Raw genomic sequence first — 23,579 nt, forward strand, 5'->3', positions numbered from 1 at the left:
GGAGTACTTCGTTTATGCAGCGGTAATGCATGGCATGCTAGATAAAGGCATCAATAGAAAATGCGCGCTGTTTGGAGTTGGATAGTTGTAATATTGCTGGCTTGAGTTGAATTAGAATTGTATTTTTGGAATAACCTAGAAACGCCATAAATATTATGCGTGCTAGTGAAAGAGTAGTGATGACGTCCGGTTGCCGACTTATCTGGAGCGGTGCAGAATTCTAGCTTTATATTGATTTCAATGCAGGTTATACTTAAGTTTCGATACTGTGGATAATTAATATTTTCCAGAAAGTTCGGGGAGTGCTGAAAATGTCAGGAGGGCTGAAAATATTTTGTTTTCGTGTCTGCTGCAGAGATGCTTTGTTATTGGGCTGTGTGCGTTGGTTAAATGTATGAAAGCGGTGTTTAAATATGGGTGAGAAAGAGATTAAAACGACGGTTTTAGACAAGCTTTTGAAAACAGGGCAGATTGATTTTTCGTCCATTGTTTTTAGTGAGATGAACTTGGCAAGAAAAGCTCGCAGGGTAGATCTTGGTTATATTCGGAATCAAGAGATGGTCGCAATTGAAATTAAGAGCGAAAAAGATTCGTTATTTCGATTGGCGGGACAGCTCGAAGAGTATAGAAAATACTTCGATCGCGTCATTGTTGCCGTTGCTGGGAAGTACGTTGAAGGGGTCCTCGCTATCGCTGATGATGATGTGGCGGTTTGGGAGGTGACCTCGGACGGGTTAAAGGTTATTCGCAAGGGGCGTCTGATTAAAAATATATCTAAGCAAAATTACCTTGAGCTTATGACGAAGAGAGAAGTCTCCCTTCTAGCTAGGCGGATCGGCATAATTCCTTCCGACCTTGCAATGTATGAGTTGAAAATCGAAGTCTCAAGTAGGTTGAATAAGATTTCTAAATCTGATGTGAAAGACATACTTCTAGACGGGATTTCTAAGAGATTTAGCATGCCGTCAAATAGGTTCCTGGCCAAGGTCTGTGCTTTTGGTAGTGTCAGACCATCCGATGTGATTTTGTTAAGCCCATATTTGAAGCGCGTAGTCGAGGTAGCATGAGAGAGTGGTCAATCCACCCACTCTTCATCGGTGTTAATTATATCCCCAATAGCATTGTAATGAAGCTGGTTGAAAAGATGGATGTTGATGCGAACTGCGGTGGATTTTTGAGCGCTGTAAATTCCGAACTCATTATTTTCAGAGGTTATTTCAATCTGTTGGGTGCCCCAAAGGCGTAGCTCTGGAATCCAATATTCATCACTGATTATTTCCTTTGCAATATCTATATAGGCAGTCGTGCGTTTGGCTTTGGAGTCTGGCGCGTTATCGTCAACTTCTCGTCTGACGAATTTCCAATCTTTTTTTAATGGGTAATCAATTCTAGGAGGAGGAACTCCCGAACCACCATCTTGTTTCTCTGCACGTGCGCTTCCTCTGTCGGAATAAACGACAGGATTGAAGATTCCTTTTTCTGCTATTGTATTAAACAGAATTCTCTCGTATATAGAGTTCGTTCCTCGATGTTGCCCTGCAAAACCTGAAGGGAAAGAGGACGCGCTTATTGATATCGTAACATTTGCAATCTGGCGTTTTGCTTCTAGCATCAGCCTTTCTAAAAGCGGAATCCTCTCGTGGAAATTTACGTCGATCCCACCTAGATCGTAAATAATAAGAACATTTTCCGCTTTAGTAACATTGAGAGCGGTAACCAAGCGTTGATGCTTCTCAATATTTAGCTCGTTTGGACAGATCCTCAAGACTAACCCTCTATCAAGGGATGACAGCTTGTTAATCTGGCCCTCAATACCTTGTAGGCTTTCATGTCGAAGGCAAGGGATCGCATTTTTTTGGCTTTTTATGAAACTATACCAATTGTCATAACTGTTACTAGGGTCTAAAAGCTGCACTAATTCTTGATACACGGGTTTTTCTGGATATTCTCCTGTGAACAGGAATACTTTATTTTCGGAAAGAAATTTTTCGTCGATATCTGAGATCCAAGGACGGTTTCCTATGGACTCCTCAATTTTCTTGAGTGAGTTTTCCAGGCGATGAGCACTAACCCATCCTCTCAGGGAAAAGAGCGGAAGTAGTTCATCTTTGTCTTTGTCGGGGAGTTGTGCAATCGCCGTCATTTCAGCAAGACTTATTGCTAAGATCGGTATGTATTCCCAATTTGGAAATGTATCTTGCATAAACTATTTTTTCCCCGTCCTGATTTTTATTGCGGCGAGCGATACTTGGGCGAGCTCAGCGATTTTTTTATATCGATCATCTGGTTTTAGCGCACCATGCATAATTAGCGCTTCTTGGATAAGCGATGCAGGCATTATTATATCTGCCGCTAATCTATTGGCTTCTCTTTCCAGGTCATCCGAGAGTCTCGAGCGATAAAGTACATCATCTGTGATGCCGCCAGCGAGACGTTCACGATGTAGCAAAAAATGCGCGATTTCATGCGCAATAGTAAATCGTTGCCTTTCTTTAACATCGTGGCGATTAACCTTGATCGTAATAACTCCCTCCGTCTCCCTTATTTCTCCTGAAATTGAACCTGGCATAGTAGATTTAAGAATGGTTAATCCGAGATCCTTGGCGATTGCTCCGACCGCCACTGGCAGATTAGTTTGATGCGAAGATATGACGGTTCTTTGATGATCGCTCAAAGAGTTCCATTCTGGCGAAGTTCTCAATTTGACCGCTCCTCATCTGCAACTTCATCCGGCATTGAAGTATCTCGATATACAATATTTTCCACAGCGTTTTGAATTAGCCTGTCGAATCTATTTTCTTCGATTAGCTTAATTATATTCTCTTCTGTTGCTCTCGGAATTTCTTCTTTGGCGACTATTTCTACAGTTTCTTTTGCGGTTTTTCGAGCGTCTTTAATAGCTTCGTTCTTGATGTTGCGATACCCAAGTATTGCTAGTATCGCAATAAGTACTCCAAGTACAGTGATGATTACTGATACAGCGGATAATAAAAGCGTGGCCACGCTGTTATCGTCAGGTTTTCTTAATTCTGAGACTTCTTTCTCTAGATTTTTTATTTTTTCAGCTTGGAGTTTTACTTCCAGTGCGAGATCTCGTGTGCTGGAATCCGCTTTGGGAGTCATCGACTGGACGATCTCCTGAATAAGAAGATAGTCTTTCAGGTTGTTGTGATTTGTCAGACTTGACTCTTCTTGATTTTGTTCTTTTGTTTCGGTGTTGGATGTTTCTGCAAGAGTCTTGATGGCGTAGAGACTAATAATTAAAGCCAGAATCAATGTGGCTAACGTTGTTGTTAAGCGCATATGTCTTATATTTAGAATAGGAGTACTATTTTTTTGCGCTGTGTTGGGCATGCTGTTGTTCATCATGTTGTCGACGCTGCAATGCGCCGGTTTGTTGTTCCCAAACCTTTAATTACTGTATAGACTGGTGATAAAAGATGGAGTATGCCAGCAGGGGGCACGAAGAAAAGACAAAGCATAAATGAAAGTGTTTGTTGCATGCGCGTTAAATCGTGTCGATGTTGAGAGTACGACGGCGTGGATTTCTCCATACGCTTTCGTTCTCGGATATCTGATAAAGTCTCTTTCCAAGATTTTATATATTCCATCACTGCACTTTCTCCTTCTACTACCTTGAAGCTTGAAGTAAGTAGCCCTACTATCTGCCTATACTTTTATGATGATTGGATGTCTAACTTTAATATATACTTTCATCTGCTCATTAGTGTCAGTGTGCCATTAGACGGGGCCAATATTCAACCTCCGATGCTGTTTAGGGTTGCTCCTTCAAATTATTCAAGGGCTTGAGTCTAAACCGATTATCGACTCGGTCATTGATCCGACCACGAATGCTGTGTGTTATCAAGCCTTTAGAGCTCCCAGCGTGGATATACTGACTTGATGCTAGCCACGTCGCCCAGAAAGCTAAATTAGCCTAAAAACGGGAGACGTCGAGAAGCACCTCGCGATGACCTGCAAATTCAAGTGAGCGTTTGCCGGTTTAAAATGCCCAACAACCGTCCTCCATCGAGGCGGCCAGGATCGGGATATCCCTGAACCTATCGGAAGACCTTTCACGCTATCTCGCCGATCTGGCCAAGACGAGTGGCCAAGTGCGAGTTGCTTGGTGTTGGACGTTTTTCACGATGACATCGAGCATGAGAGGACTCAGAACGAATGGGTCGAACTGCGGTGGAGCAGACCGATTAAGGTAAATTCATCCACTGATGAACAACTAGCAGGGATGCGTGCCCCGCGCGGGATGCGGGTTGAGCGGCTGGAAAACTCTCAAGAACCTGGAAGACGAAGATAATTATGGCGATTAGGGTCCTTCGCCTTATGGCTGAACTGCCATGACTTTTCTAAGCGCTTCGTGAGCAACCGTATCGTCAGCACAAAGTAATAGCGTGATGATTCCGCATGCCCATTCACGTGGTGATTTAAAAACCATACGAGGTGCTTCTGCTGCCACGTCCACGGATTGTCTCGATGCCAGCGGTCTGCAATTGCATTTTGGATAGCCTTAGCCTGCCGAATATGGCGCTGGCGCGTGGAATGCGACCCGCTCAGGACTCCCGCCAGAAACAGCTCCATTTCGAATGCTTTGCTCATGCTCGGCCTCCGATGTACGCCGACACTATGTCGATACGCCCGTGACCAAGTTCATAGCTGATTTGCACCCGAGCTTCACGATCCAAACGCTGTTCCAGTTGATAGCAATGGCCGCCATTGATGGGCGCGGGATGCTGGGTGATCTGCTCATAGCGTTCACACGCATAGGCCGCCCGCAATTCGTGGAAGCCTTTGAGGTGATAGGTCTGCAGGATGCCCCGTGCGAGTCGGACGACTTCCCGCAGAAAGTCTCGATAGCTTTCATTTGGTGCCAGCAGGTTCCGACTACCAGTGGGCGACACATGCTCGGCGTAGTTCAATGCTTCGCGAATATGATCATTTGCGAATATCCAGCGAGGTGCTGACGTTCCCGAGCGACCTCCTTTGGTGCCATCCTGAATGTTGATCTTGTCGTAGTGTTCGACCTCCCGTTGAAGACGCGGTAGGTCGGCTAAGATGGCTTCGCGCAGGCGCATCCCTGTGGCGCGTGCCAACTGTGCGATGGCGGCGGCACGAGGATGCTGTTTGCGGAGCGCATCTAGGATGAGCATCACGTGTTCGCGATCCTGGCCTTGTGGAACTGTCGTGCGGATTGTGGTGCGCTGCATTTCCAGCGCCTTGCTCGGACTCGGCACTTTCACGCGCTGATCACCGCGAAGCGCTGCCATGGTCCGGTTCACGCTGGATAATCGATTTTGTGCGGTGGCGATAGTGAAGTCGCCGCGCTCGACTAAGTGACGCAGATGCGCCGCGTAATCCGACAATATCTGGCGATCTATCTGCCGTGCATCGTTGAGTCCTGGTCCATCGTCTGAGCGGCACCAGCGCACGAATGCCTGCCAACGATCACTGTGCGCTTTGACGGTCCCGTAATGCCCTCCGCGGAACATGTCTTTTAACGCCTGCGGCCCGGCATAACTCATTTGCCGACCATAGCCAAAATTGCGCCCGTCACGTTTACCTACCAGTGCCATGATCGAACTCCGCTCAAAGCCAAAACTTTTAAAACCTTCCCCACGTCATCCCGCCAAGAATGTTGAGTGTTATCAGGGATCAAGGCCCCTGCGACCTGTGAGGGTTGTCCACTAACGCGGGACTGGCGGCTCCTTACGACCGGGAGCTTGGGCATCTCATGATCTGGCCTCCTGAGCACTTCCGCAGAAGTGGGCGGGTGGAGGCTACATTGGCTGACGAGACCAACGCCGCGAGATCCTGAGTCGGGTGAAGGCAGTGAAGCGATGACCGGGGCATGCCTGACTGTCAGTCAGGTGCAGTCCATTCCTTGGGCTGCGGCACCATCATCTGCATCGCTGTTGCTGGTGATTTCGGTGTTTGTCACGCCGATTGTCACGAGGGGGAATGCCGCAAAGCCTTGTACGAGTTGTGCTGCAGCAGCGGTAGGAGCGCCCGTCTCTTTCCGGGAGAAAGAGACGGGCGCAGGTTGGCGCAAGGAAATGGCCACGCGGATAGCTTGCTGCAGGGCAGCTATGAAAGGGGATGAGTTGCCGCAGTGGGCACACTGGTAAAAGTAGGCATCCATCACATCGCTGTGACCGTGCGAGCCGCCGGACGCTAATCGCACTTTGGGAGAACCACCACGGTGTGGCGTAGCCTCAAAGGTTCTGGCTGCCTGGGGTTGCTGTCGACGACAGCGCTTTGCCCGATCTTTTCTACGCCTGTGGATAATTCGGGTCAAGGCTCGAATTTTCGGGGATTCTCCGGCTGTGGATGAAATTATCCACCAGTGGAAATCAGTAGTTTTCCACAGACAGTTGCGTGGGCTTTAGATTTTTTAAGTGAGGTCCATCCAAGCAGGGCGGCTTTGCAGCCCTGTTTGGATGGACCCGCGTGGACAAGCGGATCACTGAAATATGAAGACCGAGCGCTTACTCAGTTGCGCCACGTTTTGCTTTTAGGCGAGTGACGTTCGCTCCTGTCTGGTTCGCGAATTCGTGTGGAGTGACGTGCTCCTGCCGGTTGGCCTCCAGGTACCGGCTCCACCAGTTCATGATCAGTCTGCGCTCCTCGAGGAATTCAGCCTTGTGGATATAGGCTGCTCGGACGTTGTTGCGCTCCTTGTGGCTCATCTGCCGTTCAATGGCTGTCTCCGACCATAATCCTGACTCGATCAGTGCGCTGCAGGCCATCGAACGAAACCCATGCCCGCAGATATCGGTTTTGGTGTCGTATCCCATCGTCCGAAGCGCGTTGTTCACGGTATTTTCGGACATGGGCTTCCAGGGTTTGGCATCCCCTGCAAATACCAGGTCGAATTTGCCGGTGAGGGCGTGGATCTGTTCAAGCAGGGCCACGGCCTGTGGCGATAAGGGTACTAAATGGATATCTCCTGCCATCTTCGTACCCCTTGTGGAAAAGGGTACTCCCTCCAACGCTGGTCGAGTGTCAGGTATCTCCCAGGTGCCGCGCTTAAGGTCGAACTCGCTCCAGCGGGCGAAACGCAGTTCGCTGGAGCGTACAAACACATGCAGCGATAGCATCACCGTTAGACGGGTAAGTGCGCGGCCTTTATAGGTGTCGATCCGCTCCTGTAGTTCCGGCAGTCGCGACAAGGGTAGAGCGGGGCGATGTGCCACCCGCGGGGCTTTGATCAAGCCTTCGAGGTCGTAAGCAGGGTTTGCGGTGATAAGCCGGAGGCGTTTTGCCTCGCGCATGATGCTCTGCAGGTAGTTTTGTACCCTTAAAGCTACGTCTATCGTTCCGCGCTTCTTGATCGCTTCCAAGGGCTGCATGAGGTCATGGGTGTCGAGGTCGACAATGGCACTGGCGCCGATCAGCGGGAACACGTGGGTTTTGAGGCGGCTCATCACAGTCTTGGAATGGCCTGGTGCCCACTTGGCCGACATTTCCGTATGCCAGTCGAGCGCAACGCTTTCAAAGGTTCTGCCTTTGATCACGGCTTCCGCCTTGGCTTGGTGCTTGGTCTCTATAGGATCAATGCCATCCGCCAGCATTCGCTTGATCTCCAAGCGCTTGCGGCGCGCATCGGCGAGGCCAATGACGGGGTAATTGCCGAACGAGGTCAGTCCTTCCCGTCCGTCAGGTTTGACGTAACGGAGCCGCCAGCCTTTGCGGCCATTGGGTTGGACTAGGAGGTAGAGGCCGTCGCCGTCGAAAAGCTTGTAGGCGCGGTCGGTGGGCTTGGCTGAGCGGCAAGCCGAATCAGAGAGTGGAGCAGTGGTGCGCGACATAAGGGTACTCCCTTTTATCGAAGTGACCTTTACCCCAAACTCTACCCTTAAACGGGTTGGAATCCACCAGTTTCTGACGGAAACCGATGGAACCCCAAAACGAAAAAACCCGCCAGAAGGCGGGTTTTTCGGGGGTTCCAGAGATTTTGAAAGCCTTCTCTGGAACCTTGTATGGTGCCGGCACCAGGAGTCGAACCCGGGACCTACTGATTACAAGTCAGTTGCTCTACCAACTGAGCTATACCGGCGTGTTGGGCGACGATTATAGCGATTGGGTTGGTTCTGTAAACCCCTGAATTCAGACTATTTTTGCGCAGGCGTCAGGCTGGCCCCGCGGATGCTTCTGCGGGGCCGACCGGTGCAATTGCTTTCGCCCCCTTACACGCCGTTTTTAACCGCGTTGATCAGGTCCTGACTCAGCACCTGCGCGGGCGCCACTTGCACGCTTTGCGTGTAGAACGGCGGCAGGTTCTGGGCCAGTGTCGATAACGCTTGGGCGGTGGTGTTGCCGGGCAGCAGCACGTATTGGAGGTTGGACGGATAGCTCTGTGGAACCGGGCCTTCCATGGTCGAGCCGTAGGCGCCGAAGGTCATCACGGCCTGCGGTGTGGTGGGATCGGGTGCATAGAGGAAGACGAAGGTGCCGTACTTCGGATGCGTCAGGTACTGCTCGGCCTGGGCGCGAACCGCCGGGTCGGGGTCGTTCATCAGGGTCCAGCGCATGACCGCGTAGTTGCGGGTGGTTTCCATGAACGCTGTACGAATCGGCGACTGGTTCTCTACGCCGCCCAGGCACACCAGCAGGTTGCCGAACGGATCGATGAGGGCTACCGAGTTGAACACCGTGCTTTGTTGCGCGGTTTGTAACAGTGGCGGGGCGAGTTCTGCGCCGGGGTCGCGTGGGTTCGCCGATTGCACGGTCAGCGCAAACGGGCTGAGCGCAGTCAGTGCCTGGCGCACTTTGCTGTTGGCCGGCAGGTTGGCCGGGTTTTGCAGTTGATCCGGCGGCAGACCGCTGTTGTTGCTGGCCTCGCGTACGGTGTTGACGCTGGCGGAGAAGATCGAGCTGGTGAGGAAGTAAGCCGCCGAGTCGATGGTCTGGCCGCCGAATACCGGGCTGGTCGAACCTTGATAAGCCCGGCTGACAGGCGCCGCAATCGCGTAATAACCCCAGGTGTCCTGCGCCTGTTGGCGGATCTGCGGCGGCAGCGACGGAAAGGTGAACTGGCTGTTGTAGTTGATGCCTGCGTAGTCATCGATCGCACTGACGGCGACGTTAAATCCTGCAGTCAGCAGCGAACCGGCGCACATGGCGCACGGGTCCAGCGTGGTGACGACAGTCAACTGATTGGGCGGTGGCAGGTTCAATGGCGCGACGTTTTCGTAGTACCAGTCCACCAACTGTCGCTCGCCGTGGGCGGTCGGGTCATGGGGTAGAAAGTAAGTGGTGCCATTGCCGGGGAAAGGCATCAGAACGTTGTTGTGCAGCGCGGCGATGACCTCGCCCGTTGCGTTGTTGATGATGGCGCCGCCCACCGCGAAGGTTTGCTGCAGCGCAGCATCAATGGCTTGGTTGGCGACGGTATCGACGGCTTCCTGTGCACTGTTCAATGTGCTCATGATTTTCCCAGCTCCTTGCTGTCCCTGATGCCAGAGAATTCTGGCGCTTTGCAAAGATAGTTGAGGATTTCCAGGTCGTTTATGTTCTTTTGGCTTAACGCTTATGCACAACGCAGACCTGTGGCACCTACAGTCAAGAGCGCAATTGTGGATCGGTTCTCAATTTGCTCGCAAATGTCTGTTTTTCCGGTTTTTTATTCATGTGTACGAAAAATGAACAGTGGTGTTTCAACCCCGAAACAGGCGTGTTTATTGGATCCATGATAATTCCATCAACAGAGTTATCCACAGGCTGGGCGTATTTAAGGGCGTTCGGCCAAGAGTAGAAAGTTACGCGGTGTGAGCGGGGTTTCGCAGAAGGTGCCGAGGCGAATGGCATAACCCTGCTCGAAGAGGAAAAGTGCCCGATCGAGTACCAGCCAAAGCTCCAACGGGCGTCGGAAAAGACCGCGCAACAGCTCCAGATTGCGCACTTCGGCCAATCGCTGCCAACCGGCGGCTTCGAGTGCTGACCAATCCTGCGGGCCGATTGTGGATAACTCCTTGAGCGCGGCCAAATGATGGCAGTAATCGGCGAACGGTTTATCCAGCCAGGCACTGGGCAGCGAAGGGGTGGGCAGGTATTCGTCAACGCCGCGCAGTTGTCGTTGCAGCAGGTCGAAACCCAGGCGTCGGGCCATGGAGGTGTCACGCTGACGTCGGACGCGAGCGCCAGCGGTGACGGTTTCGCTCATCGGTAGCGAAAGATCTTCGAGGGATAGCTGTAGGTCGGAGCGCTTGGCCGACGAGGAAAGCGGCTGATACTCGCTCAGACTGATCCGGTTGTAGCAGCAAGGCGCGATGGCCAGTTGCTTGCAACCAGACGCACTGACGAGCTGGATCAGCCGCACATGCAGATCACCGCAGGCATGCAGCGCTACCGGCGTGTGGTCAGCATTCAGGAAAAACGCGGTATCCGCAGCGAGTACATCTTGCTCGACATGCAGCGCATGCAATTGATGACGCTGGCTGAGTGCCTGACCGCTGGCGACCAGCGCGGGATCGTATTCAAGGCAAGTGAGCTGCTGACCGGTTTGCAGCAGCCGTCGCCCCAAGTGGCCCTTGCCAGAACACCAGTCCAGCCAATGCTTCGGTGGTGCAGCAAACGACAAGCAGCTGGCAAACGCCTCAATCTGCTGCCACTTGCGCCCCGGCACATCGACATTCAATCGATGCCCGGCCGCTTCCAGTGCATGCGCCGGCAGTTCACCCACTGCGCTCAGCTCAAGCGACAGCGCCGCCAGCGAAGCAAAAGGTTCCGGCGCATCCAGCAAACAAGGTTGGTTATGACTGTTTTCTGCATCTTCCAGCGACTGACCCCGTAGCCAGCGCGCCAATTCCGGGTAGGACGCTTCCCAGGGAAGCTGCAGATGAGTAAACGGCCGAGGCTTCCACAGCGCCTGGTGCTCAATCAGAAAAGCATCCAGCGCCGCGAAACGGGCGAGTAACGCCTCGCCCGTCAGCACGCAGGCATCAACGCCCTTGGCAGGCATCGACGCGCAGCCAGCGCTCCAGCAGCTTGAAGCCGCGAACCAGCACGTAAGCCATCAACAGATAGAACATGCCCGCGGCGAAGAAGATCTCCACCGGCAGGTAGGTCCGGGCAATGATGGTGCGGGCCATGCCGGTCAGTTCCAGCAGGGTCACGGTGCTGGCCAGGGCGCTGGCCTTGAGCATCAGGATCACTTCGTTGCTGTAGGCCGGCAGACCGATGCGCGCCGCTCGGGGCAGGATGATGTAGACCAGCGCTTTGGCCCGGGACATGCCCAGGGCGCGCGCCGCTTCGATTTCGCCGGGCGGAATCGCCTGGATCGCGCCGCGCAGGATCTCGGCGATGTAGGCCGCCGTGTGCAACGTCATGGTCGCGGTGGCGCACCAGAACGGATCGCGCAGGTACGGCCACATCGAGCTGTTACGGACCGCGTCGAACTGCGCCAGGCCGTAGTAGACCAGGAACAGCTGAACCAGCAACGGCGTGCCACGGAAAAAGAAGATGTAGCCGTAGGGGAATGCCCGCACGTACCAGAGTCGTGACGAGCGAGCGATGCCCAGCGGAATCGCCAATAGCAACCCAGCAATCACGGCGATGGCCACCAGTTCCAGGGTCAGCGTCGCACCTTGAGCCAGTTTCGGCAGCCACTTGATGATGACTTCCCAGTTCATTGGGTGCTCCTCGCGAAGCCGCGAGCGGCGCGTTTTTCCATGAAGTGCATGCCGGTCATGGCGAGAACCGTCAGGCCCAGGTACATGAACGCGGCCACCATATAAAAGGTGAACGGTTGCTTGGATATGGTCACGCCGATTTGCGCGTGACGCATGATTTCTTCCAGGCCGATGACCGATACCAGCGCAGTGTCTTTCATCAGGATCATGAACAGGTTGCCCAGGCCGGGCAGGGCGATTCGCCACATCTGCGGCATGATCAGTTTGGTGAAGATACGGAATTTCGACAGGCCCAACGCCACACCCGCTTCGCGGTGACCCTTTGGAATCGCCAGAATCGCACCACGAAACACTTCCGTGGCGTAGGCGCCGAAGCACAGCCCCAGCGCAATCACGCCGGCGGCGAAGGCATTGAGTTCGAGGTCGGGGTTGCCGAAGAACTCGCCCAAGGCACGCATCAAGTTGACCGTGCCGAAGTAGATCAACAGCACCCAGAGCAATTCAGGGATGCCGCGAACCAGTGTTGAATAAGTGCCGCCAAGCCATTGCAGTGGCTTGTACGGGGAAGTCTTGGCCAAGGCGCCGAGCAGACCGAGCACCAGCCCCAGGCACAAGGCCGAGAGTGCCAGTTTCACAGTCATCAGCGCGCCAGCGGCGAGCGCCGGGCCGAATCCGTAGAGATCGATAGTCATGGATTTCTTTTCAAATCGCGGCAGGCAATGCCAGGGACTGGCGCCGTCAAATAACGGCGCCGGCCCGGCAGGTCAGAATCAATAGATGCTGAACGGGAAGTACTTGTCGTTGATCTTTTTGTAGGTGCCATCAGCGACGATTTCTTTCAGTGCGGTGTTCAGCTTCGTACGAATCTCATCGCCTTTACGTACAGCGATACCGATCTTGTCGCTTTCTTCCACCGGGTCGCCTTTGAACTCATAAGAACGGCCGGCGTCGCTTTTCAGCCACTCGTAGTTGACGTATTTGTCCGCGAGGATGCCGTCCAGACGACCGGAGGTCAGGTCGAGGTAGGCGTTTTCCTGGGTGTCGTAGAGTTTGACTTCAACGCCTTCCATGTTGTCTTCCAGCCAGGTGCCAGCGAGGGTCGCACGTTGTGCACCGATCACTTTGCCTTGCAGGGAAGCCTTGTCGGTTTTGAAGTCGACGTTTTTCGGCGCGATGAATTGCAGCTTGTTGGAGTAGTACGGGTCGGTGAAGTCCACCGCTTGCTTGCGCTCGTCGGTGATCGACATCGAGGAGATCAGGAAGTCGAATTTCTTGGCGTTCAGGGCCGGAATGATGCCGTCCCAGTCGGACGTAACCACGGTGCATTCGACTTTCATCTTGGCGCACAGGGCGTCGCCGATTTCTTTGTCGAAGCCGACGACATTGCCACTGGCATCTTTGTTGTTGAACGGCGGGTAGGCCGCTTCGATGCCCATCTTCAAGGTCTCGGCGGCGGCACCGGCGCTGAAGGCCAGGGTGACGGCAGCAGCCAGGAAGATTTTTTTGTAGTTCTGCATGCGGGTAGCTCCGTTAGCGGTTGCTGGACATGAATTGTTTGCAGCGCGCCGAAAGCGGGTTTTCGAACACCTGCTGTGGCGATCCTTGCTCTTCTACCAGGCCCTGGTGGAGGAACACCACCTCGCTGGAGACCTGACGGGCGAAGCCCATTTCATGGGTGACCAGCAGCATGGTGCGGCCTTCTTCGGCCAATGCGCGGATGACATTAAGTACTTCCTGGACCATTTCCGGGTCAAGGGCGGAGGTCGGCTCGTCGAACAGGATCACCTTGGGCTGCATTGCCAGCGTGCGGGCAATGGCCGCGCGTTGTTGCTGGCCGCCGGAGAGTTGCGCTGGGTAGGCATGGCGTTTGTCAGCGATGCCGACCTTGGCCAGCAAGGCTTCGGCGACTTCGATGGCTTCGGCTTTGCTCTGGCCGAGCACCCGACGCGGGGCTTCGATGATGTTGTCGAGCACGCTCATGTGCGGCCAGAGATTAAAGTTTTGAAATACAAAACCGATCTCGCTGCGCAGGCGATTGATCTGCTTTCCATCGGCTGCGACCAGTTCGCCGTTCTTGGCAGCTTTGAGCTTGAGTTCTTCGCCGGCCACCAGGATCTGGCCCTGATGCGGGTTTTCCAACAGGTTGATGCAACGAAGGAAGGTGGACTTGCCGGAACCGGAAGAACCCAGGATCGAGATCACGTCGCCGTCGCGGGCGGTCAGCGAGATGCCTTTGAGCACCTCAAGCTGTCCGTAGCGTTTGTGCAAGTTGCGGATTTCAAGCGCGGGCGTGGCCTCAGCCATGTGCGTTCCTCATAAGTATTTCGCTCCTGCTGTTGGCGGCCTTCCTGGCGAGGCGGCCAAGCTAGCATAGCGTCTGAATGGCAGCCAACAGCGCTACGGGCGGTAAACGGGTGGCCTGTGGCAGGTTGTCGCATCGGTACAGCAGACTGTCGCGCTGCTATCAACCGAACAGCCGTTTGAACCTGCTTTTAAATACAAAACAGCCGCGGGTCCCGTAAAAAAGGGCGCGATGTTGCCAGCTTTGGCGGGGTGTTGGAAGCGCTAACCGGCCAAACGTTCCTGATCCGCACTTTTATTGTGCGTCGCTATATTTTTGGGGGTGTTTCTGGTGCGCCGCTTCGTTCTTAAAGTGGGTCGCAGGGTAACGTTCTGGCGAATTGCCATTAATCTCAATGACTTGCGATGACTGCCCGGTCCGGCGGAGAGCCCCATGCTTGGGCGTTCTGTAACATTTTGGCGCAATTATTGCGTGCAGAATACGGAACGCCCCGTTGGTTTCTTTTTACGAGAAGGAACGCCACACCGGGTGGACGTAATCGCTTTTCCTTACAAAGGTAGTTTCAATGAGCAGTACCCCAAGCTCCAATGGCCTCGAACAGGGGCTCAAACCGCGTCATGTGACCATGCTGTCGATTGCCGGGGTAATCGGCGCCGGCTTGTTCGTCGGCTCGGGTCACGCCATCGCCGCCGCAGGCCCAGCCGTGCTGTTGGCCTACGCCGCCGCCGGTATGCTGGTGGTACTGGTGATGCGCATGCTCGGCGAAATGGCCGTAGCTTCGCCGGACACAGGCTCCTTCTCGACGTATGCCGATCGTGCGATCGGTCACTGGGCCGGTTTTACCATCGGCTGGTTGTACTGGTGGTTCTGGGTGCTGGTCATCCCGCTGGAAGCCAACGCCGCCGCGACAATCCTGCATGCCTGGTTCCCCAACGTGGCCATCTGGGCCTTCACGTTGATCATCACCTTGCTGCTGACGGTCACCAACCTGTTCAGTGTGAAGAACTACGGTGAATTCGAATTCTGGTTCGCCCTGGTCAAAGTCGTGGCGATCATCGGTTTCATCGGTCTTGGCATTCTGGCGATCTTCGGCTTCCTGCCGAACAGCCAAGTCAGCGGCGTTTCGCATCTGTTCGACACTCAAGGCTTCCTGCCAAACGGCATGGGCGCAGTGTTGGGCGCGATCCTGACCACCATGTTTTCCTTCATGGGCACCGAGATCGTGACCATTGCGGCCGCGGAATCGAAGAACCCTGGCCAGCAAATCTCGAAGGCCACCAACTCGGTGATCTGGCGGATTGGCTTGTTCTACCTCGTATCGATCTTCATCGTTGTGGCCCTGGTGCCTTGGAATGACCCGATCCTGGCCAGCGTTGGTTCTTACCAGACTGTGCTTGAGCGCATGGGCATCCCGAATGCCAAGCTGATCGTCGACATCGTGGTGCTGGTTGCTGTGACCAGCTGCCTGAACTCGGCGCTGTACACCGCCTCACGCATGATGTTCTCCCTGGGCAAGCGCGGTGATGCACCGGCCGTTTCCCAGCGCACCAACAAGAGCGGCACGCCGTACTGGGCCGTTATGTTGTCCACCGGCGCTGCGTTCGTCGCGGTTTTCGCCAACTACGTGGCCCCGGCCGCCGTGTTCGAATTCCTGCTGGCCAGCTCCGGCGCTATCGCGCTGTTGGTGTATCTGGTGATCGCCATCTCGCAATTGCGTATGCGCAAGCAGCGCATGGCACGTGGCGAGAAAATCGCTTTCAGCATGTGGCTGTTCCCGGCCCTGACCTACGCGGTGATCATATTCATCGTTGCGGCCCTGACGATCATGCTGTTCCAGGAAGCGCATCGCGTGGAGATCCTCGCGACCGGTCTGCTGAGTTTGCTGGTGGTGGCTGCCGGTTTGTTTGTGGCTCGTCGTCGCAAGCTGCAGAAGATGGGTGCGGTGGTGCTGAACTGATTCGTACCGCATAACGCAAAACGGCCGCTGTCAGTGATGACAAGCGGCCGTTTTTGTTTCTGAGGCGAGTGTTTACTCAGCCTTTTCTTCCTGCGCGTCCAGCGACTCGCGATAGCTGTCGAGCGCCGTGCCGAAGTCAGTGATGAACTGCGGATCTGTCAGCCAGGCCTGGGCGGTGTCGCGGTCCATACCGTCGGCCCACATGCGGTAATCGATCAGCATGTCGGCGGCCAGGTGAGTGGCGGCCATGGCTTCGTTGTCGGCGTTTTCCATGTCCAGCAGTTCTGGATGGTCGCTGATGATTCCGGCGAGGTTCGACAGTAGGGTCAGCAGCATGTCGTTGCGGCTGGTGCTTTCCGCGTCACGCATTTTGCTGAACATTGCCAGGGTGTATTCCGGGATCGGCTCGCCGATTTCCCCCATATCATCGTCCAGTGCGGCGGGTTTTCTGCCGTGGATGTTGATTTGCTTGGCTTTGATCTTGGCGCGTTTGGCGCGTTTCTGTTGCTTGTTCAGGGAGGCCATTAAATTCAGTTCGCTTTCGGTTGTGTTTGGGCCGCGATGGCGTCGGACGCCGCCACGTAGTCAGCCTGGAAGGCCGGGGATTCGATCCACGCCAATGCGCCGGCTTCGTCGACTTCGGTGGACCATTGGCGATACTCGATCAACGCCGCGAGGATGAAGTCTGTCGCGCCTTCTTCGCCTTCCTGCTCGTACACCAGCTCCAGCAGCGGGTCTTCGAGGAAGGCTGCGCACATGGCTTGCTGACTGGTTTTTTCAGCGTCGATCATTTTCTTGAACAGCTCGGTCAGGTCCACCGATTCGAAGTCGATACGGTCATCGTTCGGGTCCAGCTCGACCGGCGCGGCAGCCCGTTGGGTGCGGTTCTGCTTGGCCTTGGCTTTGGCGCGTGTGGCGCGTTTGTTCTGCTTGTTGGCGGATGCCATGGGCGTCGTTCCGTATTTCGTTGAGTGGGCAGTCAATCAGCTGCGTGGCACTAGCCGCCCGGGTGTGTCGGGGGCCAGTTTGCCGGTCTGCAGCCAGGACAGTGCAATGGGCCATAGTGTGGCTTGGTATGCGCTACGAAAAAAGGCGAAATGTCCGACTTCTTGTTCGCCGATGTCTTCGGGAGCGATTCGCAGGTGGCTGTTCGTTGCTCCGGTGAAGTAACTGAGCAGGCGTTCGATAGCTGGAATCGTGCCGTAAGGATCGTCGCTGATGCTGATGGCCAGGTTTTGTGCGGTGACGGATGAGAAGGGCAGTCGCCCGGATTTTGCGTGAAGGACGCGACCGCTGGGGCGTTTCTCGTAGTGCGCGGTGGGCATGCTCCAGTCGCGAACCACGCCGGCGGGGGTGTCCTCTAGCCAGCCGAGACGTTTGCCGGGGAAGTAGCCGCACAGCAATGTCATCAACGGCATCACCAGATGCCACTTGCCGAACATCCGCCAGCGATGGGCGGGCGCGTAATCGCGCCAGTAAGCGAATTGCGCACCAACGGTCACCAGACGTCGAATCATATGCCCGGAGGCTCCCAGACCCGCTGCACAGCCTCCAAAGCTGTGGCCTACAACATCGATGGGGTGCCCGGGGAATTCACGCTGAGCGCGCTTGAGCATCGCCTCAAAATCCAGCGCGCCCCAATCTGACCATGAAGCCCGAAGCCCTTTCAGCGACGCGGGTCGCGATTCACCGATGCCACGGTAGTCGTAAGTGATCACGTCGAAGCCGTTGGCGTACAGGTAATCGGCAAAGCGTGAGTAGTGGCGACAGCGGACTGAGGTGGCGGCGTTGATGATCACCACGGGACGGGTCGAGTCTTGATTCGCATGCCGCCAGGTGAAGCCACCAAGGATGAAACCGTCGGCGGCGGGTTCCTTGAACGGTTCGCCTGCCGTAGATGTTCGCGGTGGCAACTCGGTTTGAGTGGGTGCCAGTGAGGGCATGTCCTGCAAATTCATCGGCGTCGGACCTTTGCGGGTAGCTGCCAACGATAGTCTTCGCGCAACGTATGAACAATCCATCGGTGTTTATCCGGGCAACTGGTCGAGCAGTCTCTCTTCAATTGCCGCCCGCTCCCGATCCAGTTCCGCACGAAGCTCCTCCTCGCTCGGCAGCACTAGCTTGTACTTGCTGGCGAAAAGTTGTTCGTTGCCCTGCAACATCGAGTAGCGCACCACTGACTCGTTTTTTTGCGCGCAAAGGATGATGCCGACGGTCGGCCCGTCCTCATCGTTGCGCTTGAGGTCGTCATACATGCGTACATACATGTCCATCTGCCCGACATCCTGATGAGTTAATTCGCCTCGCTTGAGATCGAAGATGACGAAGCATTTGAGAAGGTAGTTGTAGAACACCAGATCGATGTAGAAGTCTCTACCTTCGGTATTTATGCGTTGTTGGCGGGCGACGAAAGCGAAACCTTTGCCCAGCTCAAGCAGGAAGCCTTGAAGTTGCTCGATGAGTGCTTGTTCAAGTTCGGTTTCCAGGATAACTCCTGCGTTGGGCAGGCCGAGAAATTCCAGCATCACGGGATCCCGGATGAATTCTCGAGGGCTGTCGTTCATTGCATGGATGTTAGTAGTGGCTTCTTTCATGGCGGTAAGCTTGTCTCGACTCATCAGCAGGCGCTCGTAATAGAGCGTGCTGATCTGGCGTTCCAGGGCGCGGCTTGACCAGTTTTGATTGGCAGATTCGTCCATATACCATTTGCGTGCCGCGTCACTATCGACTCTCAGCAGTCTGCGGTAGTGGGTCCAGCTCAATTCGAGACGCAGTGCGTCTCGAATTGGAAACGTCTGATAAAACAATCTCATTTTTCGCAAGTTAGTCTCATCAAAACCCTTCCCGAACTCCGCAGTCAGCACCTTCGCCAGCGATGCCAGCAACTGCTTGCCATAAACCGCCCGCCGAGCGCCTTCCTGCTCGAACTCCACGATATGCCGTCCGATCTGCCAGCAGGTTTGCACCTGAACGGTATCGACCGCTCGCAGCACCTTCTGACGCGCTTCGCGGATCAATTCGCCAAGATTGCCGAGCAGTGAAGTGATCTGTGGATCTTGAGTGTTACCGGGTTTGAGGGAGGTCATGACATTTTCCGCAGCTGAAGGAAACAGGCGGAAGAGGATGGCAAGAGAGTGATAGCCCGCGATGCCGGGCGCGGCTGGTAAACCGGAAGGAAAGTCCGACTGGTTTTGCGGGATCACGCCGACGGCAATCCGCGCTTGAGGAATACAACGTGTAGTCCTATTCGCAGTAAACCCAAGTACTAATCAATCTAAAACTTGAGCATTCAGCAAGAAATCTAAAAGGAGTAACGAAAGGGTTCTGTGGAGCCCGGGAGTCGCCATCATGAAGTACGTCCATTCACTCATGTTGCCCATCGCCGCAGTCGGCGTGTTGATGTTTCCAGCCATTTCACCGGCCGCCAGCCTGGAGCCCATCGACAGCTCAGGTGTGCAAGTCCAGAGGCAAGAGCAAAACGGGATCGCTTACGTGTCCGGCGGTGTTGGCGAGGATGAGTCAAAGGCCATCCAGCAAACCACTGGGTACAACCTGCACATGACCTTCTCCACCGGGCCTGCGAGCGAATATGTTCCCGACGTGGATGTAATCATCCAGAAAGCCCAAGGGCAGCCCGTGCTGACGCTGAGTGAGGCGGGTCCGCTGGTCTACGTTCAGCTGCCTGCCGGCAAGTACACAGTTGTCGCCACGCATAAAGGTGAAGTGCGGCGTGATACGGCGGAGATAGGCAGCGGCGCCGCTCGTAACCTGGTCTTCCACTGGGGGACTGAGAACTAGCGACGACCGCGTAACGTCATAAACTAAATCGCAGACATAAAAAAACCCTGAATCTTGCGATTCAGGGTTTTCGGTATTTGGTGCCCAGAGACGGAATCGAACCGCCGACACGGGGATTTTCAATCCCCTGCTCTACCGACTGAGCTATCTGGGCAACGGGGCGCATTAAACTGGTTTTTCAGGGGGTCGTCAAGAAAGTTTTCAAAAAAATTTTAATTATTACCGTCGCTTACGTTCCGACCCTCGAAAAAGCGGGATTATTCAGCCGGCGGAACGTAGCCGTCAGCCTTGGCGTATTCCTCGCCGGAAAAGAACTTGTCCATCTCGCCCTGAAGATATTTGCGGTCTTCGGCGTTCATCATGTTCAGGCGTTTTTCGTTGATCAGCAGGGTCTGGTGCTTTTGCCAGTCTGCCCAGGCTTTGGCCGAGACGTGGTCAAAAATGTCCTGACCTTTTGCGCCTGGAAATGGAGCGCGCTCCAGGGCGGGCAATTCTTCTTTGTACTTGCGGCACATGATGGTGCGGGTCATGACGACTCTCCTGCGTTCAATACGGCGGCCGCGCGTTCGAGCAAGGTTTTGACCGGGGCGGCAAGGCCCAGGCGCGGCGGGGTGGCGAGGTTATACCAGAGCCAGTCGGCCTCGGCCACGTGATGGCCGGCCTCCTGGACCTGAACCAGCCAGGGTTCGATGGACAACTGAAAATGACTGAAGGTGTGTACCAGGCTCGGCAGCGCCTGTTGGCTGCCAAGCTCCAGCGAATGCTGCGAAGCCAGATGTTGCAGGTCGTCGAGGTCGTCGAGTTCCGGCAGGCTCCATAGACCGCCCCACAAGCCCGTGGAAGGGCGACGGTAAAGCAGAATCGCGCCGTCACCGTTGGCGAGCATCGGCATCAGCGTGCGCTTCTGTGGCACGGCTTTACGCGGTTTGGGGATCGGGTAGCGCGTCTCCAGGCCGAGCATGTGCGCTTCGCAGCCCTTTTCGAGCGGGCAGAGCAGGCAACTCGGCTTGCTACGGGTGCAAAGCGTGGCGCCCAGATCCATCATCGCCTGGGTGTAGGCGTTGACCCGATCATGCGGCGTGAAGCGCTCAGCGTTCGCCCACAGCTGTTTGGCGACCTTTGGCTCGCCCGGATAGCCCTCCTGCGCGGTAAAGCGCGCCAGCACCCGTTTGACGTTGCCGTCGAGGATCGGCGCCCGCAGGCCCATGCTCAGACTGGCGATAGCGCCTGCCGTGGACAGGCCGATACCCGGCAGATCAACCAGCTTTTCCACATCGCGGGGAAACTCGCCACCGTACTGCTCGACGACGATCTTCGCGGTCTTCTGCAAATTGCGCGCACGGGTGTAGTAACCCAGGCCCGTCCACAGGTGCAGCACTTCGTCTTCCGGCGCGGCGGCCAGAGCTTCGACCGTTGGCAACGAGGCCATGAAGCGGTCGAAGTAGTTCAGCACGGTGCTGACCTGGGTTTGCTGCAGCATGATTTCCGAAACCCACACCCGATACGGGGTGATGCCTTGTTGCCAGGGCAAATCGTGGCGGCCGTGGCGGTCGTACCAGTCCAGCACCGCCGATGAAAACTGCTCGGCTCTCATCGCTTGAACAGCCCCTTCAACGCGTTTTTCAGCTCAGGGCTGACCTTGTCGCCAAGCTTCTCGTCGATTTTTTCGCTGATCCGTTCGCCGGCCAGTTTGCTCGCGACCTGGCCCATGCGTTCGTTATCGAGGCGGCAAGCCTTGGCGCCCAGTTCCAGCGGGCCACGGCAGCGCAGGGGCCACTCGATGCCGACGAACTTCTCGCCGACCTGGCAAGCCGGGTCCGGCATGTCGCTCTTGTCGCCTTCGACGATAACGCCCACGCGGTAATCCATGCCCAACACCCGCAGATCGACATCGCCGTCGCCGTTGACGGTCATGCCCGGGATGCGCACTTTCAGGTCCGGGTTGCTGGCCACTCCGTTACGGAAGGTCAGGTTGCCCTTGAGTTCCTGGAACGGTGTGTCCTTGCCCCGTGGCTCGCCGCTGAGGGATTTACGGTTCAGGGTGGCGATGCCTTTGCACAGCTGTTGTTCGAGGTTGGCATTGAGCAGCACACCGTTGTTGATGACGAAACTGGCGTTGCCGTTGAGGGTTTCGATCAGCGCTTTCTGGCTGTTGCCGCTGCCGGTCAGGTTGCTGTTGAGCGTCACCAGACCTTTGACCGGTGGATTTTTACCCTGGCTTTCGAGGATTTTTTCCACCGGTACTTTGCTGATGCTCGACTGCATGTTCAGCGCTGGCACTTGTTGGCGCACGTCGAGCGTACCTTTGGCGTCGAAGTTACCGTCGTACAGGTCGCCGCGAAGGCTTTCCAGTGTCAGCAGACCGCCCTGGCCTGTGGCTTTGAGCGCAGCGTTCTGGATCGGCAATTTATCGAGGGTCAACTGACCGAAGGTGAGGTCGGCGTCTACGTCGAGTTTGGCCAGGCGTTCCACCGGCAGCAGGCGCTCGTTGCTCCACGCGTCTTTGGTCGGTGCTTGCGGCAGCGGGGTGTTGCCCGGGCCAGCCATGGCGTCGGCTTCGGTGCTGGCCACTTCGGCCTGACGCACCTGCGTGGCGCTGTTGGCTTCGGCAGATTTTGGTGGCAGATAACGGTCGACGTTGAAGGTGTCGGCCTTGAGGGTCGCCCGCAGCGATTGTTTGGCGAAGTCCTCGACGGCGATGCGGCCACTGAAGGTGCTGTCGTCGACTTTCAGGTTGATGTTGTCGAGCACCACGCTGGTTGGCGTGCCAGCCAGGCGGCTGACTAACTCGACTTTGCTCAGGCTACCGTCAGCCATCGCCGGAAGCTTCTGGCCGATGCTGTCGACGAATTTCGCCAGGTCGAACTGGGCAATCGACAGGCCGCCGCTGATTTGCGGCGTTTTGTCGAGGTCGTTGACCTTCAGTTCGCCCAATGCGCGCAGTTGGTTGGCAGAGATCTTGATGCCAGTCCATTCGGCGACGTTCGCCGCTTTATCCAGCAGCAACTGACCCTGGGCGGCGAAGGTTATGGTTTTGCCTTGCAGCGGATCGCCAGCCACTTCGCCAGAGAGTTTCATGTCTTCGAACTTGTAGCGCTGCAGTGCGCGCTCGAAACGCAGCTCGCCATTGAGCTCGGTACGGACACGCAAGACCGGCTGGTTGGTGCCCAGGAACGCGGTGAGTTTGACCGGGATGTTCGTGGAGTCATGCACCGGCCCGGTACTCAGCTGGATGCTTTCGGCGCTGAATTGCTTGCCGGTTTGTTCGTCGCTGTATTCAACGCGGGCGTTGTTGACGGTCAGGCTGTCGATGTCCAGGCGGATCGGCTGGGCCGGTTTTTCCGCTTGGGCGGTGGTCTCGGTCGCTGGTTCGCCAGTGGTTGCGGGCGGTGTGGCCGGTGTGGCCGGCGCCGGTACCTTGCCGATGTCTTGCCAGTTGCCGTGGCCGTCCTTGTCGCGGGTCAGGCGCAGGTTCAGGCCCTCGACGCGTACATCGCTCATCTGCACTTCACGGCGCAGCAGCGGCAGCACGCGAACCGACAGGCCGAGCATCTGCAAATCAGCGAACGGTTCGGTGGGCTTGGCCAGGGTCGCGACGCTGGCTTCGTGCAATTCCAGGCCCAGCCACGGGAACAGGCTCCAACCGATATCGCCATTGAGCGTCAGCTCGATGTGGGCCTTGTCGCGGGCTATCTGGCGAATCTCGTCTTTATAGTCGTTGGGATCAAAGAGGTGGGTCAGGGCAAAGCCCAGCGCCACAATGATCAGCAACAGCCCGAGAAGTACCAGACCCAGGATTTTGCCGAACGCTTTCATGGGCGAGTCCTTGTAGTTAGTCGAATTCGAAATTTAGCCGGGGAGTATAGCGCTCCGCAGC

Annotated in this window: 22 protein-coding genes and 2 tRNA genes; 3 read left to right on the forward strand and 21 right to left on the reverse strand. The window is 55.6% G+C overall.

Annotation, left to right across the window (positions count from 1 at the left end; genetic code table 11):
• Window positions 1-413 precede the first annotated feature (413 nt).
• Window positions 414-1,067 carry an MmcB family DNA repair protein gene (locus ACYZTZ_RS29535; protein ID WP_462000475.1) on the forward strand — a complete coding sequence of 218 codons (654 nt, stop codon included), beginning with the start codon at window positions 414-416 and terminating at the stop codon, window positions 1,065-1,067.
• Between the two features lie 8 nt (window positions 1,068-1,075).
• On the opposite strand, the gene ACYZTZ_RS29540 is transcribed toward ACYZTZ_RS29535, so the two are convergent.
• The 13 genes from ACYZTZ_RS29540 to ACYZTZ_RS29600 all read right to left on the reverse strand — a co-directional run bounded on the left by ACYZTZ_RS29540 (window position 1,076) and on the right by ACYZTZ_RS29600 (window position 13,949).
• Complete coding sequence (locus tag ACYZTZ_RS29540; RefSeq protein WP_462000476.1) at window positions 1,076-2,203, reverse strand: beta family protein; 1,128 nt, start codon at window positions 2,201-2,203, stop codon at window positions 1,076-1,078.
• Window positions 2,204-2,206: 3 nt separating this feature from the next.
• Window positions 2,207-2,701 carry an ImmA/IrrE family metallo-endopeptidase gene (locus tag ACYZTZ_RS29545; protein WP_157225376.1) on the reverse strand — a complete coding sequence of 165 codons (495 nt, stop codon included), beginning with the start codon at window positions 2,699-2,701 and terminating at the stop codon, window positions 2,207-2,209.
• Window positions 2,698-3,354 carry a hypothetical protein gene (locus ACYZTZ_RS29550; RefSeq protein WP_462000477.1) on the reverse strand — a complete coding sequence of 219 codons (657 nt, stop codon included), beginning with the start codon at window positions 3,352-3,354 and terminating at the stop codon, window positions 2,698-2,700. Before ACYZTZ_RS29550 ends, ACYZTZ_RS29545 begins: the two co-directional genes overlap by 4 nt.
• A gap of 936 nt (window positions 3,355-4,290) precedes the next feature.
• The gene (locus ACYZTZ_RS29555) at window positions 4,291-4,614 is read right to left on the reverse strand and encodes a hypothetical protein (protein ID WP_462000478.1); all 324 of its coding nucleotides are present in this window, start codon (window positions 4,612-4,614) and stop codon (window positions 4,291-4,293) included.
• Complete coding sequence (locus tag ACYZTZ_RS29560) at window positions 4,611-5,588, reverse strand: integrase domain-containing protein (RefSeq protein WP_462000479.1); 978 nt, start codon at window positions 5,586-5,588, stop codon at window positions 4,611-4,613. The genes ACYZTZ_RS29555 and ACYZTZ_RS29560 overlap by 4 nt, the downstream gene beginning before the upstream one ends.
• A 912-nt stretch (window positions 5,589-6,500) precedes the next feature.
• Window positions 6,501-7,823: a tyrosine-type recombinase/integrase gene (locus ACYZTZ_RS29565; protein WP_462000480.1), complete on the reverse strand. Its 1,323-nt coding sequence runs from the start codon at window positions 7,821-7,823 to the stop codon at window positions 6,501-6,503.
• Window positions 7,824-7,995: 172 nt separating this feature from the next.
• Window positions 7,996-8,071: transfer RNA gene (locus ACYZTZ_RS29570), tRNA-Thr, on the reverse strand.
• Window positions 8,072-8,201: 130 nt separating this feature from the next.
• Window positions 8,202-9,443 carry a nucleoside deaminase gene (locus tag ACYZTZ_RS29575; RefSeq protein WP_462000481.1) on the reverse strand — a complete coding sequence of 414 codons (1,242 nt, stop codon included), beginning with the start codon at window positions 9,441-9,443 and terminating at the stop codon, window positions 8,202-8,204.
• A gap of 302 nt (window positions 9,444-9,745) precedes the next feature.
• On the reverse strand, window positions 9,746-10,975 hold the full coding sequence (locus ACYZTZ_RS29580) for a methyltransferase (RefSeq protein WP_462000482.1): 1,230 nt from the start codon (window positions 10,973-10,975) through the stop codon (window positions 9,746-9,748).
• Window positions 10,956-11,645: an ABC transporter permease gene (locus tag ACYZTZ_RS29585; RefSeq protein WP_046045543.1), complete on the reverse strand. Its 690-nt coding sequence runs from the start codon at window positions 11,643-11,645 to the stop codon at window positions 10,956-10,958. The genes ACYZTZ_RS29580 and ACYZTZ_RS29585 overlap by 20 nt, the downstream gene beginning before the upstream one ends.
• A complete protein-coding gene (locus ACYZTZ_RS29590; RefSeq protein ID WP_415772764.1) occupies window positions 11,642-12,337 on the reverse strand; it encodes an ABC transporter permease in 696 nt (231 codons plus the stop codon). Before ACYZTZ_RS29590 ends, ACYZTZ_RS29585 begins: the two co-directional genes overlap by 4 nt.
• Window positions 12,338-12,415: 78 nt before the next feature.
• Window positions 12,416-13,162 carry an ABC transporter substrate-binding protein gene (locus ACYZTZ_RS29595; RefSeq protein WP_046045545.1) on the reverse strand — a complete coding sequence of 249 codons (747 nt, stop codon included), beginning with the start codon at window positions 13,160-13,162 and terminating at the stop codon, window positions 12,416-12,418.
• Between the two features lie 13 nt (window positions 13,163-13,175).
• Complete coding sequence (locus ACYZTZ_RS29600; protein WP_007897462.1) at window positions 13,176-13,949, reverse strand: ABC transporter ATP-binding protein; 774 nt, start codon at window positions 13,947-13,949, stop codon at window positions 13,176-13,178.
• Between the two features lie 563 nt (window positions 13,950-14,512).
• On the opposite strand from ACYZTZ_RS29600, the gene gabP reads away from it, so the two are divergent.
• Complete coding sequence (gene gabP / locus ACYZTZ_RS29605; protein WP_282481138.1) at window positions 14,513-15,904, forward strand: GABA permease; 1,392 nt, start codon at window positions 14,513-14,515, stop codon at window positions 15,902-15,904.
• Window positions 15,905-15,976: 72 nt separating this feature from the next.
• On the opposite strand, the gene ACYZTZ_RS29610 is transcribed toward gabP, so the two are convergent.
• From ACYZTZ_RS29610 to ACYZTZ_RS29625, 4 genes are all read right to left on the reverse strand, one after another.
• Window positions 15,977-16,429 carry a hypothetical protein gene (locus ACYZTZ_RS29610; RefSeq protein WP_462000483.1) on the reverse strand — a complete coding sequence of 151 codons (453 nt, stop codon included), beginning with the start codon at window positions 16,427-16,429 and terminating at the stop codon, window positions 15,977-15,979.
• 5 nt (window positions 16,430-16,434) lie between these two features.
• Window positions 16,435-16,851 carry a hypothetical protein gene (locus ACYZTZ_RS29615; protein WP_150656786.1) on the reverse strand — a complete coding sequence of 139 codons (417 nt, stop codon included), beginning with the start codon at window positions 16,849-16,851 and terminating at the stop codon, window positions 16,435-16,437.
• A gap of 36 nt (window positions 16,852-16,887) precedes the next feature.
• Window positions 16,888-17,862: an alpha/beta hydrolase family protein gene (locus tag ACYZTZ_RS29620; protein WP_462000484.1), complete on the reverse strand. Its 975-nt coding sequence runs from the start codon at window positions 17,860-17,862 to the stop codon at window positions 16,888-16,890.
• Window positions 17,863-17,931: 69 nt separating this feature from the next.
• Complete coding sequence (locus ACYZTZ_RS29625) at window positions 17,932-18,990, reverse strand: PDDEXK nuclease domain-containing protein (protein WP_462000728.1); 1,059 nt, start codon at window positions 18,988-18,990, stop codon at window positions 17,932-17,934.
• A gap of 262 nt (window positions 18,991-19,252) precedes the next feature.
• On the opposite strand from ACYZTZ_RS29625, the gene ACYZTZ_RS29630 reads away from it, so the two are divergent.
• Window positions 19,253-19,702, forward strand: a complete 450-nt coding sequence (locus tag ACYZTZ_RS29630; protein WP_462000485.1) for a carboxypeptidase regulatory-like domain-containing protein — start codon at window positions 19,253-19,255, stop codon at window positions 19,700-19,702.
• 78 nt (window positions 19,703-19,780) lie between these two features.
• Here the strand turns inward: ACYZTZ_RS29630 and ACYZTZ_RS29635 are convergent.
• From ACYZTZ_RS29635 to ACYZTZ_RS29650, 4 genes are all read right to left on the reverse strand, one after another.
• A tRNA-Phe gene (locus ACYZTZ_RS29635) sits at window positions 19,781-19,856 on the reverse strand.
• 103 nt (window positions 19,857-19,959) lie between these two features.
• The gene (locus ACYZTZ_RS29640; RefSeq protein WP_008149405.1) at window positions 19,960-20,232 is read right to left on the reverse strand and encodes an oxidative damage protection protein; all 273 of its coding nucleotides are present in this window, start codon (window positions 20,230-20,232) and stop codon (window positions 19,960-19,962) included.
• The gene (gene mutY / locus ACYZTZ_RS29645; protein WP_046045553.1) at window positions 20,229-21,296 is read right to left on the reverse strand and encodes an A/G-specific adenine glycosylase; all 1,068 of its coding nucleotides are present in this window, start codon (window positions 21,294-21,296) and stop codon (window positions 20,229-20,231) included. Before mutY ends, ACYZTZ_RS29640 begins: the two co-directional genes overlap by 4 nt.
• Window positions 21,293-23,518, reverse strand: coding sequence for an AsmA family protein (locus tag ACYZTZ_RS29650; protein WP_462000486.1), 2,226 nt, complete (start codon window positions 23,516-23,518; stop codon window positions 21,293-21,295). Before ACYZTZ_RS29650 ends, mutY begins: the two co-directional genes overlap by 4 nt.
• Window positions 23,519-23,579: the final 61 nt, after the last annotated feature.

Source organism: Pseudomonas sp. LB3P58 (genome assembly GCF_054897895.1).

Bases quoted from the DNA above. Each gene is read 5' to 3' on its own strand.
- ACYZTZ_RS29535 (WP_462000475.1), top strand. From the start codon at position 414: ATGGGTGAGAAAGAGATTAAAACGACGGTTTTAGACAAGCTTTTGAAA.
- ACYZTZ_RS29540 (WP_462000476.1), bottom strand. From the start codon at position 2,203: ATGCAAGATACATTTCCAAATTGGGAATACATACCGATCTTAGCAATA.
- ACYZTZ_RS29550 (WP_462000477.1), bottom strand. From the start codon at position 3,354: ATGCCCAACACAGCGCAAAAAAATAGTACTCCTATTCTAAATATAAGA.
- ACYZTZ_RS29555 (WP_462000478.1), bottom strand. From the start codon at position 4,614: ATGAGCAAAGCATTCGAAATGGAGCTGTTTCTGGCGGGAGTCCTGAGC.
- ACYZTZ_RS29560 (WP_462000479.1), bottom strand. From the start codon at position 5,588: ATGGCACTGGTAGGTAAACGTGACGGGCGCAATTTTGGCTATGGTCGG.
- ACYZTZ_RS29565 (WP_462000480.1), bottom strand. From the start codon at position 7,823: ATGTCGCGCACCACTGCTCCACTCTCTGATTCGGCTTGCCGCTCAGCC.
- ACYZTZ_RS29575 (WP_462000481.1), bottom strand. From the start codon at position 9,443: ATGAGCACATTGAACAGTGCACAGGAAGCCGTCGATACCGTCGCCAAC.
- ACYZTZ_RS29580 (WP_462000482.1), bottom strand. From the start codon at position 10,975: ATGCCTGCCAAGGGCGTTGATGCCTGCGTGCTGACGGGCGAGGCGTTA.
- ACYZTZ_RS29585 (WP_046045543.1), bottom strand. From the start codon at position 11,645: ATGAACTGGGAAGTCATCATCAAGTGGCTGCCGAAACTGGCTCAAGGT.
- ACYZTZ_RS29590 (WP_415772764.1), bottom strand. From the start codon at position 12,337: ATGACTATCGATCTCTACGGATTCGGCCCGGCGCTCGCCGCTGGCGCG.
- ACYZTZ_RS29595 (WP_046045545.1), bottom strand. From the start codon at position 13,162: ATGCAGAACTACAAAAAAATCTTCCTGGCTGCTGCCGTCACCCTGGCC.
- ACYZTZ_RS29600 (WP_007897462.1), bottom strand. From the start codon at position 13,949: ATGGCTGAGGCCACGCCCGCGCTTGAAATCCGCAACTTGCACAAACGC.
- gabP (WP_282481138.1), top strand. From the start codon at position 14,513: ATGAGCAGTACCCCAAGCTCCAATGGCCTCGAACAGGGGCTCAAACCG.
- ACYZTZ_RS29610 (WP_462000483.1), bottom strand. From the start codon at position 16,429: ATGGCCTCCCTGAACAAGCAACAGAAACGCGCCAAACGCGCCAAGATC.
- ACYZTZ_RS29615 (WP_150656786.1), bottom strand. From the start codon at position 16,851: ATGGCATCCGCCAACAAGCAGAACAAACGCGCCACACGCGCCAAAGCC.
- ACYZTZ_RS29620 (WP_462000484.1), bottom strand. From the start codon at position 17,862: ATGAATTTGCAGGACATGCCCTCACTGGCACCCACTCAAACCGAGTTG.
- ACYZTZ_RS29625 (WP_462000728.1), bottom strand. From the start codon at position 18,990: ATGACCTCCCTCAAACCCGGTAACACTCAAGATCCACAGATCACTTCA.
- ACYZTZ_RS29630 (WP_462000485.1), top strand. From the start codon at position 19,253: ATGAAGTACGTCCATTCACTCATGTTGCCCATCGCCGCAGTCGGCGTG.
- ACYZTZ_RS29640 (WP_008149405.1), bottom strand. From the start codon at position 20,232: ATGACCCGCACCATCATGTGCCGCAAGTACAAAGAAGAATTGCCCGCC.
- mutY (WP_046045553.1), bottom strand. From the start codon at position 21,296: ATGAGAGCCGAGCAGTTTTCATCGGCGGTGCTGGACTGGTACGACCGC.
- ACYZTZ_RS29650 (WP_462000486.1), bottom strand. From the start codon at position 23,518: ATGAAAGCGTTCGGCAAAATCCTGGGTCTGGTACTTCTCGGGCTGTTG.